Genomic DNA, 16,055 nt, shown 5'->3' on the forward strand with positions numbered 1-16,055 from the left:
TATGGAACAGATCATCACGACCGTGCGCGGCTTCGACGGCGCGCTCGTCCTCGCTCCCGAGCCCGGCGGCGATTTCCCCGAGATCGCGTGGGGCGACGCGTTCTTCTACTACGCGCCGGACGGCGAGGTCCCGCAGGCCGTCCAGCCGTACGGGACGATCGTCACCAAGAACTACCCGGGCGACGTGCTGTCGGCACTGGACGCACCCGGCCGCCTGCGCGTGAACATCCAGCTCGACCGAGCCACGTTCCAACAGCTCACTGGAGAGTCCCCGGTGGACCACGCGGCCGTCGACACCGTGCTGCCCCATCCCGTGTACGGCGCCCAGAACTGGATCTGCGTCGTCAATCCCGGTGAGGGGACGTACGACACGGTCCTGTGGCTGCTGCGCGCCGCGCACGACGCCGCACGGGCCCGCTTCGAGCGCCGTCGGCAGACGTGATCAGCAGACCGTGCCCGGCCGGGCGGCTGTCGCCCGCAGCAACTCCCGCACCAGCTCGAAGTCGACGGCGGCCGCCTTCCGGAACCGTAGGCACCCCTTGCCCATGTCCTGCCCCGCGAGCCGCTCGGTGAAGGCCTCACGCACATCGCTGCGCATCAGATAGAAGGAGATGTACTGCTTCTGGCTCGCGAACGCGATCTCGGCGACACCGTCCCGCTCGTAGGCGGGCATGCCGTACGCCATGACCTCCGCGAAGCCGGCCAGCTCGGCGCGGCACAGCCGCCGGAGTTCGCCGAGCGCGGCCCTGCGCTCGGCGGGCACCTCGTCGAGGTAGTCGTCCACGGTCCGGGCGGAGCTTTGCACCATGGCGGGATCGTACGTCCCCGCGCGCACGGCCGTCGGCGTGCTCGCTCACGCCTCACTCGGCGCCGGGGCAGGAGACAGGACGTCGGGTGCCGGCGTCGCCCGGCGGGCGCCCGCGCGGGTGGCGCCGACGCCGGCGGCGACCACGAAGGCGATACCGGCGGCGGGTGCCAGGCCGGGTGTCTGGCCGAGGACGAGGAGGCCGACCAGCATGGCGATGGCGGGTTCGAGGCTCATCAGGGTCCCGAAGGCCGACGTGGTCAGGCGTCGCAGGGCGAGGAATTCGAGGGCGAAGGGCAGTACGGGACTCAGGGCGGCCAGGGCGAGCATGATCCACAGAGTCGGCCAGGTGACGTGGGCCGTGACGGCGGGCGCGGCGACGATCATGCCGAGCACGCCGGCGACGGGCATGGAGACCGCGAGCCCCTTCAGGCCCGTGACCCGGTCGCCGACGCGCTGGGTCAGCAGGATGTAGGCGGCCCAGCAGGCCGCCGCTGCCAGTGCGTACACCGCACCGAGCGCGTCGAGGCCGCCGTGCCAGGGCTCGGTCAGCAGGACGACACCGATCGCGGCCGCCGCGGTCCATATCCTGCGGCCGTGACCGGGCCCGACCAGGGAGACGGCCAGCGGGCCCAGGAACTCCAGCGCGCTCGCCGTGCCCAGGGGCAGACGGGAGAGGGCCAGCATGAAGAAGACCATCATGCCCGCGGTCGCGGCGCCGAGCACCGTGCAGGCCAGTAGATCGGATCCAGTGAAGTCACGGCGACGGGGACGGACGAGGACGAGCAGCAGCACGCCGGCCCAGCCCAGGCGGAGCCCCGCCGTGCCCAGCGCGCTGAGCTGGCCGAAGAGCGGCACGGTCAGGGCGGAGCCGAGCTGGACGGTGGACATGGAGGCGACCGCCATCGCGAATCCGGCTTGCGCGCCGCTCGGACGGGATCGGGGTGAGGGCTGGGGCGAACTCATGGGCGACAGTCAATGCCCCCTGCACCGTTCGCGTCCACGTGCCGATCCTGGACGTTCTGTTCGATGATCCTGGACAATGGGAAGATGGAGACACGGCGCCTGCGGCTACTGGTGGAACTGTCCCGGCTGGGTTCGATGCGCGCGGTCGCGGACACGGTGGGCACCACGACCTCGACGGTCTCGCAGCAACTCGCTGTCCTCGCACGGGAGATGGGCACCGATCTGATCGAGCCGGAGGGACGGCGGGTGCGGCTCACCCCGGCCGGTCGACGGCTGGCCGAGCACGCCGCGGTGATCCTCGCCGCCGTCGAGGCCGCGCGCCTCGACCTCGCTCCCGGAGCGGAGCCCAACGGGACGCTGCGGGTGGCCGGGTTCGCCACCGCCATCCGCGTCCACCTGCTGCCGCTCGTCACCGAGCTGGCGGCTAGCCACCCCCGGCTGAACATCCTCGTGCGTGAGCACGAACCCGCCGAGGCGCTGGAGCTGCTCGCCGCGGACGAGACCGATCTCGCGCTCACCTACGACTACAACCTGGCCCCCGCCGACCCGGACCCCGCACTGCACACCACCGCTCTGTGGACCGCTGCCTGGGGGCTCGGCGTCCCCGCCGACGCCGAGGTGCCCAAAGGGGCGGACACGCTCGACGTCTTCGCCCGGTTCCGCGCGCAGGACTGGATCGTCAACTCCCGAGGCACCTCCGACTCGACAGTCATCCACACCCTGGCCTCCATGGCAGGGTTCACGCCCCGCGTCACCCACCAGGCCGACAGCCTCGACCTGGTCCAGGGCATGATCACCGCCGGGCTCGGAGTGGGACTGCTCCCCATCGGCACCCCCACCGTCCCCGGGGTCCGGCTGCAGCCGCTCACCGGCCCCGAGGTGGTGCTGCGCGCCCACGTCGTCGCACGCCACGGCCGCCTGGGCTGGCCGCCGCTCGCACTGGTCACCGACCTCCTCGCCCGGCGGACCGCGTCCCGGCCGACCGCTCAGTAACTGTCGTAGCTGGGCTCGCCGTTCGGCCGGTAGACGCCGACGACGGTGCCGCCCTTCGTCGTCGAGACGCTGACCGGCTCGAGCGCGGTGGGGATCGCCCCGTCGGCGAACAGCCGCTTGCCGGTGCCGATGATCACCGGGTGGATGGTCAGCCGGTACTCGTCGACGAGGTTGTTCCGCATCAGCGTCTGGGCGAGGTCGCCGCTGCCGACGACGTTGATGTCGCCGCCGTCGGACGACTGCAACGTGCGGACGGCGTCGACGACGTCGCCCTCCAGGAGCGTGGAGTTCCGCCACTCGACGGACTTCAGGGTCCGGGACGCCACGTACTTGCGCATGCTGTTCATGCGCTCGGTGAACGGGCTGCCGGGATCGGCGTTCGGCCAGTACGACGCGAAGAGGTCGTACGTCTTGCGGCCGAGCAGCATCCCCTCGGAGCGCTCGTACCAGCCGGCGATGGCCGCGCCGACCTCCTCGTCGTCCGTCGGCTTCTGCCAGCCGCCGTGCTGGAAGCCGTCCTCCACGTCCTCGTCCGAACCACCGGGCGCCTGCATGACGCCGTCCAGGGTCAGGAACGTGCAAACGATGATCTTGCTCATGGTGTGCTCCATTCGTCGACAGGTAGACCGGGCAAGCGCCGGGAACTCATCGACGGAACCCTCCGGGAGCACACCGCGCGGCGCCGTCTACAACCCGTACGTCTTGCCGATGATGTCCCGCTGGATCTCGCTCGTCCCGCCGTACACCGTGGACACGACCGTCGCACGCAGCAGGGCCTCCATGCCGTACTCGGTGGCGTAGCCGTAGCCGCCCATCATCTGCATGCCCTCCAGGGTGATGTGCTTCGCCAGCTCCGTGCACTTGAGCTTCGCCATCGAGGCCTCGCGGGGGAACACCTTGCCCGGGTCCGCGTCGATCGTCGCGGCGACGTCGTCCAGGAGGAGCTGCGCGCACTCCAGTTCCGTCGCCATGTCCGCGATGCGGTGCTTGAGCGCCTGGAAGGAGCCGATGGGGCGGCCGAACTGCTCGCGCTGGCGGACGTACGCCAAGGTGTCGTCGAAGGCCCGGCGCGCCACCCCCAGCATCATCGCGGCGAGGATCATCCGCTCCAGGTTCAGACCCGCCATCAACTGCGTCCAGGCCTTCCCCGGTGTGCCGACCACCGCCGAGTCCGGGACGAAACAGTCGGTGAAGTAGAGGTCGTTGACCTCCTTGCCTCCCATCGTGTCGATGCCACGGATGGTCAGGCCCTCGGCGTCCGTCGGCACCATGAACTGAGTGAGGCCCTCGTGCTTCGCCGAACCCGGTTCCGTACGGGCGATGAGCAGGATGTGGTCGGCGAAGTGGGCGTTGGAGCACCACGTCTTCTGCCCGTTGACCAGATAGCCGCCCGCGGTGCGCTCCGCACGGCAGGTCAGCGCGCCCACGTCGGAACCGGCCCCCGGCTCCGACATCGAGACCGACTCGACCCGGCCGTTCACCACGCCTTCGAGGATGGTGCGCTTCTGCTCCTCCGTGCCGAACTTCTCGTACGCCGCCGCGGTGATGATCGTCGTGCCGAAACCGCTGATGGGGGCGCGGCCGTAGGAGGTCTCCTGGAGGAAGAGGGAGAGGTCCACCATGCCGAGGCCCGCGCCGCCGTACTCCTCGGGGACGGCGATGCCGAGCCAGCCGAGCTTCGCCATCTTCTCGTACAGCTGCTGATTGTGGTGTTCCACGCCGTTGGACGTCAGCTTGTCGCGCTGTTCCTTCGTGCCGCACTCGCGACCGCAGAAGTCCGTGATGGCCTTGACCAGATCGCCGCGCTCGTCGGACAGGACTCGGGGCATGGTGTGTCTCCTGAGGAAGAGGAAAGGTGTGTACGTGACGGGTGGGCACGGTCAGCTGTTGCTGTTGCTGTTGCTGTTGCTGTTGCTGTTGCGGACCGCGGGGAAGACCGTGTGCAGCAGGTGGAGCACCGAGCGGGTGAGCAGCACGTGCAGGTCGTCGCGGGTGAGCGTGCCGCGCTCCAGCCACTCGTGGGACGCGGACTTGAGCATGGCGCTGTGGGCGCGGATCATCGCCCGGAGCTTCTCCCGGCCCGCGTCCTCGGCGACGTCCGTCATCATGGCGGCCTCGAGGATCCGGTCGGTGGCGATCTCGTCGGCCTCCAGCATGATCCGGTCGACCTCCGGGTCGCCGAGTGACTCCATGCCGATGGCCGCGAGCCACATCTCCCGGTTCCGGTCGACGACTTCGAGCCAGCGGTCGACGCAGACGGCCAGGCGCTCCTCGGCCGTGGTCGGCGGCAGCCGCTGTGACACGGAGGCCGGGATGACCATCATCTGCCGCACCACTTCCAGGTACAGCTGCCGCTTGTCACCGAAATAGTGGTTGACCAGGGCCCGGGCCACACCGGCCTCGGCCGCGATGTCCGAGATCGACACCGAGGCGTAGCCGGCGGACCCGAACCGCCGACGGGCGACGGCGAGGATCTGGGCGCGGCGCACGTCCGGTTCCATCCGGCGCCGCCTGGTGGCCTGGGTGGCCTTGCCTCCCATGGGCGGCTACTCCTTGTCCCTGTCCACTGGTTCGTCGGACGCGTACATCGACTCGATCGTCGCCGCGTGCAGGTCGTCGATGGCCTTGCGGCGCAGGCTCAGCTTGGGCGTCAGCTCGCCGGTCTCCGCCGTCCACGGCCCGGCGACGACCCGGTACCGCTTGACCTGTTCCACCCGCGAGAGCACCGCGTTGGCCTCCTCGACCGCGCCGTCGAGTGCCGTCAACACCTCGGGATGCACGGCGAGTTCGTCGAGCGCTGTTGTGGTGAGTCCATTGGCGCGCGCCCAGGACGGGGCCGCTTCCTCGTCGAGGACGAGCAGCGCCGTGAGATAGCGGCGCCGGTCGCCGATCGCGACGGCCTGGCCGATCAACGGGTGTGCGCGCAGCAGGGATTCGATCCTCGTCGGGGCGATGTTCTTGCCGCCGGCGGTGATGATGAGTTCCTTCTTGCGGTCCGTGACGGTGACGATGCCCCGGGAGTTGACGGTGCCGACGTCACCGGTCGGCAGCCAGCCGTCGGCGTCCGTGCCGGGCGCGATAGCACCGTCCGCTTGGAGGTACCCGGAGAAGACGACGGGGCCGCGGACGAACAGCTCACCGTCCTTGGCCTCCGTGACCTCGATACCGGGCCCGGGACGGCCGACCGAGCCGAGGGCGAACACCTCGGGCGTGCTGACCGTGGCCGCGCCCGTGGTCTCGCTCAGGCCCCACACCTCGTACACCGGCAGGCCCACGCTCGCGAGGAACTCCAGGACGGCAGTGGGGATCGGGGCGGCGCCACTGAACGCCCGCAGGCAGTCGTCGAAGCCGATCGCGGCGCGCAGCGGCCGCAACGCGAGATCGTCCAACTTCTTCAGCTGCGCGGCCAGTTCGGGCGGAACGTCCTCGCCCGCGGAGCGCAGTCGGAAGACTTCGAGTGCCGCCTTCTGGGCCTGCGCCAGGGCCGTCGCCTGCTGCTCGGGGAGCGCCGCGAGCTGGGCGCGCAGCACGGTGGTGAGCTTCTCCCACACTCGCGGCACACCGAAGAAGCCGTGCGGGCGGACCTTCTGGAGCGCGGGCAGCAGCTGGTCGGGGGAGGGGCAGATGGTGACATGGCCGGCGCTGCAGATCGGCATGTAGATCCCGAGGACCCGCTCCGCGATGTGCGCCATCGGCAGGTACGCGACCGAGCGCGGATGCGGCGGCAGCGGCACCAACTGCTCCTGCATCACGGACTCGTGGATCACGTTGCGGTGCGAGAGCACCACGCCCTTGGGGTCGCCGGTGGTGCCCGAGGTGTAGACGAGGGCCAGCGGCTGGTCCGTGGTCACGGCGTCCGTGAGCGACTCGAAGGCCGCGTCGTCGGGCGGCAGGGCGTTGCGCACCGCCGCGTAGCTGACGAACCGCGGATCGTCGGCGGGAGCGGCCGACCAGTCGAGGACGACCACGGCGCGCAGCTGCGGCAGATCGTTCAGGACGGGCGCCCAGCGCCGCACCTGCTCCGCGCCCTCAAGCACAAGCACGGTGGCCGCGCTGTGCCGGGCGATGACACCGATCTGTTCGCCGCTCAGGGTGTCGTACGTGCTGCAGGGCAGCGCGCCGATGTGGGCGGCGGCCAGATCGGTGACCCAGTGCTCGGCGCGCTTGGACATCGCGATGAGCAGGCGATCGCCCCGGCCCAGGCCGAGTTGGGCGAGGCCACGGGTGAGCGCGGCGGCCTCGGCGCGCAGTTGGGGCCAGGTAAGGGTGCCCGCGTCCGGCCCGATGCCGGTGGTGAGGGCGGGCCGGTCGCCGAATTCCTCGGCGTTGCGGCGCAATAGTTTGGTGATCGTCAGCCCGTCAACGGACTGACGGAGCGGCTCTGTTGGCGTCACGGCGGCTCCCGGAAACGTACGACGTGGAACGTGCGGGGTTGGGCTGGCTGTGCGTGAGCGGTGCCCACCGTGGACCGTTATTGGCGCCGTGTCAATAACTCGCGTCGTCGTCACCGGGGGTCACATTCGACGACAGGGACTACGCCGGCGGCCCCAGCATCGGCACCAGGAACTGCCGGGCCACCTCCCGCATCCGCTCGTCGTCGTCCAGGTCGATGACGTGGCTGGGCACGACCAGGAACGACGTGCAGACACGCACCATCATTTCGGCCACCACATCCACGTCCACCCCGCCGGCCACCTGTCCCGCCCGCTGCTCCTCGCGCAGCCGCGCGGCGACGAACTGCTGCACCACGTACTGGGTGCGGCCCCCGTCGGTGGTGATCGACGGCACCACGGAGTCCGGCTCGACCGCCATGAGACCGCCGATGAGACGGTTGTGGCGGATGGCGCGCAGCGAGCTCACGAAGCCGAGGACGACCCGGTCGGCGGCCGTGTCCGCGCCCCGGATCTCGGTCGCGAACTGCTCGAAGTAGCGCCGGAACTCTCGCCGTACGACGTGCTCGACCAGTGCTTCCTTGGTGTCGAACCGGCGGTAGACGGTGATCCGGGAGACACCCGCGATCCGTGCCACGTCGGCCATCGTGGAGCGCTTGATGCCCATGCGGCAGAACTGCTCGTAGGCGGCGTCGAGCAGTCGGACGGTCACGTCGTCCGTGTCGTCGGCCTCGACGGTGGATTCGCTGAAGGCCAGCTCGAGCACGTTCGGTTCCACAGGTGCCTCCCTGATTGCGTGAAGCCTCTGGCGTTCATGCCTCGTCTGTGCTCCCCTGTGGTACTGATACAGAGATGCTCAACGTGTTTCATCGTACCAAGGCAACTGCCGTTCAGGCAGGGCCTGTTGTCGGTCGAGCGAGTCACGGAACTCAAGGAGGAGTTCGGAGCAATGGATGGCTTGAGCAGGCGGAACATATTGCTCGCGGGCGGTGCCCTCGGCGCGCTGGGAGCGCTGGGTGCGGCGTCCCCCGCGAGTGCCCGGTCGCTGTGGACGTGGTCGCCCGGTGACTCGATCGCGGGGGCGGGCGAGGGTGTCGACCCCGAGTGGGTCTGGGACGACGAGGTGGACCGGCTCATCGCCTCGGTCATCGACCGCGGCGACGTGCCGAAGGTGAACGAGCAGCTGCGCACATGGACCCGCAACGACCAGGCAGCGCCGTCCGGACTCCCGCAGGACGTACGGGAGTTCATCGACAAGGCGTGCCAACTGCCCGACTGGGCCGACCGGGACCAACTGGAGACGGCGGCCAAGTTCAACGAGACGCGTGGCTTCTACCTCAATGTGCTCAACGGGATCGGCGGCGGCATGCTCAGCACCGCCATCCCCCGGGAGGCGCGCGCCGTGTACTACTCCAAGGGCGGCGCCGACATGGAGGACCGCGTCGCCAAGACGAGCGCGCTCGGCTTCGCCGTCGGTGACCTCAACGCGTACCGCGCCGACGGCGACTGCATCGTGCAGGCCGTCAAGACCCGCATGGTGCACGCGGCGGTGCGTCATCTGCTGCCCAGGTCGCCGGGCTGGTCCCAGGTCAGCGGTGGCCAGAAGATCCCGATCAGCCAGGCCGACATCCTCGTCACGTGGCACAGCCTCGCCACGTACGCGATGGGCAAGCTGCTGGAGTGGAAGGTGCCGGTGAGTTCGGCCGAGTCCGGGGCCTATCTGCATCTGTGGCAGGTCACCGTGCACCTGCTCGGCGTACAGGACCAGTACATCCCGAAGACGTGGGATGCCGCGAATGCCCAGTCGAAGCAGGTGCTCGACCCGATCCTCACCTCCACGAAGGAGGGCGTCGAGCTCACCGACATCCTGCTCGGGCAGCTCGCGGAGCAGACCAGCCCCGGCGGGGTCGACCGGCCGCTGTGCAACGCGCTGGCCCGCTATCTCGTCGGTGACCGGGTCGCCGACATGGACCGCATCCCGCGGGAGCCGTTCTGGGAGAGGACGATCGCGACGGTCTGGCCGAAGCTCGTCGCGTTCCGCGAGGGGCTCCTGCCACTGCCGTTGGTGCCGCCGCTCGCCTGGACGGTCGACGAGGCGGCACGCCAGTACATCCTCGCCTTCCTCACCAAGGGCAAGGGCACCGTGATCGAGATCCCCGACACCAACCGGCCCAGCGGCCGTTGAGAAGGCGAGTCCAGCGATGAACGGAAGCGACGGACAGCACGGGCTCAGCAGGCGGAACATGCTCCTCGCGGGCGGGGCGTTAGGCGCGTTCGGCGCCATCGGCCTCGCGTCACCGGCGAGCGCCCGGTCCCTGTGGACCTGGTCACCGACGTCCTCCGTCGCCGGTTCCGGCGCCGGCGTCGACCCCGAGTGGGTGTGGGACGAGCAGGCCGACCCGGTGATCGCGGGAGTCATCAACCGCGGCGAAGTGGCCAAGGTCAACGACCTCCTCGCGCAGTGGAAGCGCAACGACCAACCACTGCCCGACGGACTCCCCGCGGACCTACGGGAGTTCATGGAGGACGCCCGCAAGCTGCCCTCCTGGGCGGACACGGCCAAGCTCGACCGCGGCTCCAAGTTCAGCAGGACCAAGGGCATCTACGTCGGGGCACTGTACGGCCTCGGCAGCGGCCTGATGAGCACCGCCATACCCCGCGAGTCACGCGCCGTGTACTACTCCAAGGGCGGCGCGGACATGAAGGACCGCATCGCCAAGACCGCCAGACTCGGCTACGACATCGGGGACGTGAACGCCTACAAGCCCGAGGGCTCGATGGTCGTGACCGCGGTCAAGACGCGGATGGTGCACGCGGCGGTGCGGCATCTGCTGCCGCAGTCCCCGGCGTGGACGCAGGTCAGCGGCGGACAGAAGATCCCGATCAGTCAGGCCGACATCCTCGTCACGTGGCACAGCCTCGCCACCTTCGTCATGCGCAAGTTGAAGGACTGGGGTGTGCGGGTCGGCGCCGCCGACGCGGACGCGTATCTGCATGTGTGGCAGGTGAGCGCGGCCATGCTCGGCGTCCAGGAGGAGTACATCCCGAAGACGTGGGACGCCGCGAACTCGCAGTCGAAGCAGGTGCTCGACCCGATCCTCGCGCACACCAAGGAGGGCGAGGCGCTGGCCGATGTCCTCCTCGGCATCGTGGCCGAACTGGACCTGGGGCTGACCCGCCCCCTGATCAGCGCGTTCTCCCGGTATACGCTGGGCGACCGGGTCGGCGACATGATCGGCCTGTCCAAGGAACCGATCCTGGAACCGCTCGTCGCGGGTGCCTGGCCGCTGCTCGTGGCCTTCCGCGAGGGGCTCATCCCCCTGCCGGGGGTGCCGTCGGTCATGTGGACGTTGGAAGAGGCGATCAGACGGTTCGTGCTCCTGTTCCTGGCCGAGGGGCAGCCGATCGCCATCAATCTTCCGGACATGAACCGGCCGGAGTGAGAGGGAGCATGCGCAGACGACAGTTGCTCGGCTACGTACTGGCGGCACCTACGCTGGTGGCCGCGGCCGAACTCGCACCGGCAAAGGAAGCGGCGGCCATGGGGGCGGCGGCGAAGGATGTGGCGGCGAATGATGTGGCGGGAGCCGGCGGGCTGCCGTCCCTCGACATCACGGAAGTCGTCGACCTCAACGACGCCCTGTCCCTGGCGGCCGCGCCGACCTCCGCGCTCATCACGGTCCAGGTGAACAAGGACGGCACGGTGTCCTTCGCACTGCCGCGCGCGGAAGTGGGCCAGGGCATCACGACATCGACGGCGATGCTGATCGCGGAGGAGATGGACGTGCCCCTCGACCGGGTGCACGTCACGCTCGCCGACGCCCGCCCCGAACTCCTCTTCAACCAGCTCACCGGCGCCTCCAACACGACGATCGCCACCTACACCCCGGTGCGGGTGGCGGCCGCCATCGCGCGCGGCCGGCTCCTCGACGCGGCCGCGCTCGAACTGGGCGCGCTCGTCGCGGAGTTGAAGGTGAAGGCGGGCGTCGTCCTCGGCCCGGCGGGCAAGAGCATCGGCATCGGGGAGCTGGCGGAGAAGGCCGCCGCGGCCACGACGCAGAAGGCCACGGCGCGCCTCAAGAACGCCGACGAGTTCACCGTCATCGGCACGCCCCAGGGCCGCGTCGACGCCCGCGCCGCGGTCACCGGCGCCAAGAAGTTCGCCATGGACCTCGCCGTGCCGGACGCTCTGCCCACCATGGTGTGCCGCGCTCCCACCATCAACGGCAAGGTCGGCTCGGTGGCCAACCTCGACGCGGTGCGGGCCATGCCCGGTGTCACCGACGCCGTGGTCGTCTCCACCGGCGTCGCCGTGCGCGCCCGCACCTTCGGCCAGTGCATCGACGCCGTACGCGCCCTGGACGTGTCGTGGCGAGGCGGCACGGCGGAGGGCAAGTCCGACGACACGGTCCTCGCCGAACTGAAGAAGGCCGAACCCTCCATGGGGCTCCCGTCGTTGAGCCGCACGGTGGAGGAGAGGTTCACCTTCCACTTCCGCGGGAACAGCGCGCTTGAGCCCAACTGTGCGATCGCCGACGTCCGTTCCGGCAAGGCGGAGATCTGGGGCGGCCTCAAGTCGCCCATCGTCGCGAAGCAGACCATCGCGGCCCGCCTCGGCCTGCCGGTCGGCGCCGTCACCGTCCATGTCACCGAGAGCGGCGGCTCCTTCGGCCGCAAGCTGTTCTTCGACGCGGCCCTCGAAGCCGCCGAGATCTCCCAGAAGTTGGGCAAGCCCGTCCGGCTCATGTGGCACCGCGCCGACGACGCACGCCAGGGCCGTGCCCACCCGATGGCGACCTCACGCGTACGTGCCGCGTACTCGGGCGACAAGGTACTCAGCTTCAAGCAGCGGCACACCAGCGTCTCCACCGACCTCACCATGGGCTTCGGCGAGGCCCTCACCTCCGTGGCCGCGAAGCTGCCGGTCGTCGACCTCGCCTTCTCCGAGACGTTCTTCCAGCTGTCGCAGTCGATGCCGTACGAGTTCGGGGCCTACAGCCGGCTCCTCAACGAGACGGACAAGGGCTTCAACACCGGGAGCATGCGCAACGTCTACTCGCCCGACGTGACGTGCGCCCGTGAACTCATCGTCGACCGGCTCGCCGCGAAGATGGGCAAGGATCCGCTCGCGTTCCGCCGGGACTTTCTGCACGACGAGCGGGCCCGCGCGGTCCTCGACAAGGTCGCCGAGGTCGGACAGTGGGGGCGGAGCCTCCCGGACGGTGTGGCACAAGGTGTGGCCGTGCACACGGAGTACCACGCGGTCAACGCGGTCCTCGTGGAGATCGACTGCCGACCGGAGACGGTCGACCGGCCGATCCGCGACGGTGTCACGGGACCCCGTGTCACCAAGGCGGTGTGCGCGGTTGACGTGGGCCTCGCCGTGAACCCCCGCGGCCTGGAGGCCCAGATGATGGGCTGCCTCATGGACGGCATCGCGCAGACCCTGACGTCGAGCCTGCACCTGAAGGACGGCCACTTCCTCGAAGCGAGCTGGGACAACTACCTCTATACACGGCAGTGGAACACTCCGCCCGAACTCGACATCATCGTCATGCCGAACACGAGCGAAAAGCCTGGCGGCGCGGGGGAGTTGGGCGTCGCGGCATCCATGGCCGCCGTGGCGTGCGCGTACGCGAGGGCGACCGGCACGATGCCGACGACGTTCCCCATCAACCACGACACGCTCTCCTTCACCCCCAAGCCGACCGTCCCGCCGGTCCCGCAGTCGCCGACCGACGGCCGCGACCACGCCATCTGACCCACCGCCACCTGGCCCACCGCCATCCGACCCACCGACGAATCAGGGAGACTGGAACCCCCGTGCCCAAGCACACTTTTCGCGTCAACGGCGAGCAGGTGACGGTCGACGTAGAGGACGACGTACGCCTGCTGTGGGTGCTGCGCGACATCCTGGGCGTCACAGGCCCGAAGTACGGCTGCGGCATCAACGTCTGCAAGGCCTGCACCAGCCACCTCAACGGCAAGGCCGTCAACCCCTGCTCGATCCCCGTCAAGGCGCTGACCTCCGACGACGAGGTGACGACCATCGAGGGCCTCGCCGACACGGTGGACGCCGACCTGCACCCGATGCAGCAGGCCTGGCTCGACCAGGACGTCGCCCAGTGCGGCTACTGCCAGCCCGGCCAGATCATGGCCGCGGTGGCGGTGGTCCGCCGGGCGAAGGAGGAGGGCCGCGCGATCACCGACGCCGACCTGGACGGCATCCGGAACGTGTGCCGTTGCGGCACGTACTTCCGGATCCGGGAGGCGATCCGGGAGGGCGCGAAGGGGATGTGAGGGGCGAGAGCGGCGGCGTACTCACTGCGCGAGCAGTTCGCGCGCCGCCTCGACGTCGGTGATCAGGATGTTGATCCACTCGCCGCGCAGCGCCCCGCGGACGGCCGCCACCTTGTCCAGGCCGCCCGCGACACCGACCCGGCGCTCCACCGCGCGCAGTTGGTCCCGGTCGATGCCGAGGACGCGGTTGTTGAACGGGGCGTCGACCGGTTCGCCCGCGCTGTCGAAGTAGCGGGCGCAGACGTCGCCGACCGCGCCGAGCTTCTTGAGGGCCCGCTGGTCCTCGGGCGGGATCGCGTTGCCGGAGCGGCGCAGCAGCGGGGACGGTTCGAGGGTGCCGATGCCGAGGAGTGCCAGGGTGAGGCGCGACCAGGCCTTGATGGCCTCGGCCATGGCGGGTTCCCGCACCAGGAGGTCCCGCAGCTCGCTGCTGCCGACCAGGGCCGCGGACGGCATGAACACCGGCCTGGCGCCGGTGAGTTCGGCGAGCCGGCTGGTGAGGCGCGTGGCGTGCAGCTGTACTTCCGGGCTGCCGGTGCCACCGAGGAGCTGGACCACCTCCTGGGCCACGGACGGCGTCTTGGCGCGCATCACATTGACCGCCTCCAGGAGCGTGGCGCTCCAGGACGAGATGCCGATGACATCACCGCCGGTGAGGGTGGCGTCGAGGTAGGTGGCCGTGGCCGAGGCGAGCGCGGGCAGCACCTCGGGGCCCGCACCCTCGACCTCCACCACGAGCGCGTCGCGCAGCCCGTACCGCTCGACCAGCGCGTCCTCCAGTTCCGCGTGCACGCCCTCCGGGGACATCACGACCGTGCGCACCACGCCACGGTCCACCGCCTCCTTCAGGAGCCGCGAGACGCGGGGCTGCGACAGGTTGAGGCGGGCGGCGATCTCGGGCTGCCGCACGCCGCGTTCGTGATACAGCCGGGCCACCTTGACCAGTAGCCGGACATGGTCCGGGCTCGGCGTCGTCGCTCCCGCCACCGCGCGGCCTCCTTCTCGTTCCGTGTCCCGACCGGGGTCCGTCATGCTATCGCCGCAGATGGGCGGCGCGGGCCGCGTCCGTCGGCTCCTCTCCTGGGCGGTGGGGTGTCCGGGTGTCATGAAGGTTCCTCTACTTTCTGCGTGCCCCGAGGTCGCGGGCGGCTGCGAGGTGCCGGTGCCAGCGTGTGACGGCGTCGCGGCGTCGGGTGTCGTCCCAGGCGGGGGAGAACACCGTCAGGTCGTCGTCCGCCCGTTGTTCGAGCGCCTCGGTCGTCCACAGACCGAGGCCGAGGCCGGCGAGGTGTGCGGCTCCGACGGCGGACAGCTCGTGGTGCCGCGTGCGGGCCACCGCGACGTCCGACAGGTCCGCCTGCAACTGCATGACGGTGTCGCTGCGGCTCAGTCCGCCGTCGGCGACCACGCGGCGCACGGGCGGCAGCGCGGCCAGGACATCGGCCACCTGATGGGCCACCGACCGCACGGCTGCGCGGGCGAGTTGGGCCCGGCCGGTGCCGAGGTCGAAGCCCGTGAGCAGGGGTACGGCCACCGGATCCCACCAGGGGGCGCCGAGGCCGCCGAAGGCCGGGATGAGCGTCACGCCGCCCGCGGCTTCGTCGGTGCTGCCCGCCAGCTCGATGAGCTGCTCCGCGGTGGTGCCGAGGAGGTCGGCCAGCCAGGTCAGGGTGCGGCCCGAGGAGCGGATGTTCGCCTCGTGCGCGTACGTCGGCTTCCCGGCGGCCCGCGTCGACCACGCGATGGTGGTGCACACGTCGCCCGCTTCGTCCGGTGTCCCGGCCACGGTCATGACCGAGGAACCGGTGCCGTACGTGGCCTTGACGATGCCGGGCCGCCAGCCCGCGTGGGCGAACAGCGCGGCGTGCGAGTCGCCGAGGACGGCCAGGACGGGCGTCCCGTCGAGACCCGCCACCCCCTCGACCTCGCCGAACGGCCCGTCGGACGGGACGACGCGGCCGAGCGCCGCCCGCGGTATGTCGAAGAGCGCGAGCAGTTCCTCGTCCCAGTCGCCGGTGGTGAGGTCCAGCAGCTGGGTGCGCGAGGCGTTGCCGATCTCCGTGACCGGCCGCCCGGTGAGGTGGTGCAGTAGGAACGCGTCGACCGTGCCGAGCCGGAGCCGGCCCGCCTTGCTGAGCGAGCGCGCCGGATCGTGTGCGTCGAGGAGTGCGGCCATCTTCAGGGCGGAGAACATCGGATCGAGCGGGAGCCCGGTGCGCCGCCGCACCTCCCCGCTCATGCCCGCCCGCTCGATGCGGGCCGCCCGTTCGATGCCGCGCCGGTCCTGCCAGCTGACCAGCGGGGCGGCGGGCAGCCCGGTGTCGGCGTCCCACAGCACGGCCGACTCGCGCTGGGTGCTGAGCCCGAGGCCGGCCACGGCGCCCGGACCCACTTCCGTCAGGCAGGCGGCGACCGCCGTACGGACACTGTCGAGGATCGCCGACGCGTCCTGCTCCACCAGGCCGGGGCCCGGATGGGTCTGGGCGAGGGGCACGCCCGCCCGGGCCACCACGGCTCCGGCTGCGTCGAGCAGCAGTGCCTTGGTGGAGCTCGTGCCCTGGTCGACGGCGAGTACGTGTCCGGCCCCGGCCCCGGCCATC

At 70.4% G+C, this 16,055-nt stretch carries 15 protein-coding genes; 6 read left to right on the top strand and 9 right to left on the bottom strand.

Annotation, left to right across the window (positions count from 1 at the left end):
- Position 1 precedes the first annotated feature (1 nt).
- A complete protein-coding gene (locus OG746_RS43230; protein WP_266725771.1) occupies positions 2-442 on the top strand; it encodes a DUF6194 family protein in 441 nt (146 codons plus the stop codon).
- Here the strand turns inward: OG746_RS43230 and OG746_RS43235 are convergent, their stop codons facing one another.
- Entirely contained in the window at positions 443-808 is a 366-nt protein-coding gene (locus tag OG746_RS43235) for an iron chaperone (protein WP_266724760.1), read from the bottom strand.
- A gap of 45 nt (positions 809-853) precedes the next feature.
- Entirely contained in the window at positions 854-1,771 is a 918-nt protein-coding gene (locus OG746_RS43240) for an EamA family transporter (protein ID WP_266724761.1), read from the bottom strand.
- An 84-nt stretch (positions 1,772-1,855) separates the two neighbouring features.
- Here OG746_RS43240 and OG746_RS43245 point away from each other — a divergent pair, with 84 nt between their 5' ends.
- Positions 1,856-2,764, top strand: coding sequence for a LysR substrate-binding domain-containing protein (locus OG746_RS43245; RefSeq protein WP_266724763.1), 909 nt, complete (start codon positions 1,856-1,858; stop codon positions 2,762-2,764).
- On the opposite strand, the gene OG746_RS43250 is transcribed toward OG746_RS43245, so the two are convergent.
- The 5 genes from OG746_RS43250 to OG746_RS43270 form a co-directional block, all read right to left on the bottom strand.
- A complete protein-coding gene (locus tag OG746_RS43250) occupies positions 2,758-3,363 on the bottom strand; it encodes a dihydrofolate reductase family protein (protein ID WP_266724765.1) in 606 nt (201 codons plus the stop codon). The genes OG746_RS43245 and OG746_RS43250 overlap by 7 nt on opposite strands.
- An 87-nt stretch (positions 3,364-3,450) precedes the next feature.
- A complete protein-coding gene (locus tag OG746_RS43255) occupies positions 3,451-4,593 on the bottom strand; it encodes an acyl-CoA dehydrogenase family protein (RefSeq protein ID WP_266724767.1) in 1,143 nt (380 codons plus the stop codon).
- A gap of 51 nt (positions 4,594-4,644) precedes the next feature.
- Positions 4,645-5,304, bottom strand: coding sequence for a TetR/AcrR family transcriptional regulator (locus OG746_RS43260; protein WP_266724769.1), 660 nt, complete (start codon positions 5,302-5,304; stop codon positions 4,645-4,647).
- A gap of 6 nt (positions 5,305-5,310) precedes the next feature.
- Entirely contained in the window at positions 5,311-7,158 is a 1,848-nt protein-coding gene (locus OG746_RS43265; protein ID WP_266724770.1) for an AMP-dependent synthetase/ligase, read from the bottom strand.
- Positions 7,159-7,297: 139 nt separating this feature from the next.
- Positions 7,298-7,933, bottom strand: a complete 636-nt coding sequence (locus OG746_RS43270; protein ID WP_266724771.1) for a TetR/AcrR family transcriptional regulator — start codon at positions 7,931-7,933, stop codon at positions 7,298-7,300.
- 171 nt (positions 7,934-8,104) lie between these two features.
- On the opposite strand from OG746_RS43270, the gene OG746_RS43275 reads away from it, so the two are divergent.
- From OG746_RS43275 to OG746_RS43290, 4 genes are all read left to right on the top strand, one after another.
- Entirely contained in the window at positions 8,105-9,340 is a 1,236-nt protein-coding gene (locus tag OG746_RS43275) for an oxygenase MpaB family protein (protein WP_266724772.1), read from the top strand.
- Between the two features lie 16 nt (positions 9,341-9,356).
- The gene (locus OG746_RS43280) at positions 9,357-10,598 is read left to right on the top strand and encodes an oxygenase MpaB family protein (protein ID WP_266724774.1); all 1,242 of its coding nucleotides are present in this window, start codon (positions 9,357-9,359) and stop codon (positions 10,596-10,598) included.
- An 8-nt stretch (positions 10,599-10,606) separates the two neighbouring features.
- Positions 10,607-12,916: a molybdopterin cofactor-binding domain-containing protein gene (locus tag OG746_RS43285; protein WP_266724776.1), complete on the top strand. Its 2,310-nt coding sequence runs from the start codon at positions 10,607-10,609 to the stop codon at positions 12,914-12,916.
- A 62-nt stretch (positions 12,917-12,978) separates the two neighbouring features.
- Complete coding sequence (locus OG746_RS43290; RefSeq protein WP_266724778.1) at positions 12,979-13,455, top strand: (2Fe-2S)-binding protein; 477 nt, start codon at positions 12,979-12,981, stop codon at positions 13,453-13,455.
- 21 nt (positions 13,456-13,476) lie between these two features.
- On the opposite strand, the gene OG746_RS43295 is transcribed toward OG746_RS43290, so the two are convergent.
- The gene (locus OG746_RS43295; protein ID WP_266724780.1) at positions 13,477-14,442 is read right to left on the bottom strand and encodes a sugar-binding transcriptional regulator; all 966 of its coding nucleotides are present in this window, start codon (positions 14,440-14,442) and stop codon (positions 13,477-13,479) included.
- Between the two features lie 130 nt (positions 14,443-14,572).
- Positions 14,573-16,054 carry an FGGY family carbohydrate kinase gene (locus tag OG746_RS43300; protein WP_266725773.1) on the bottom strand — a complete coding sequence of 494 codons (1,482 nt, stop codon included), beginning with the start codon at positions 16,052-16,054 and terminating at the stop codon, positions 14,573-14,575.
- Position 16,055 lies beyond the last annotated feature (1 nt).

The organism is Streptomyces sp. NBC_01016 (assembly GCF_026341035.1).
Classification (GTDB): Bacteria; Actinomycetota; Actinomycetes; order Streptomycetales; family Streptomycetaceae; genus Streptomyces.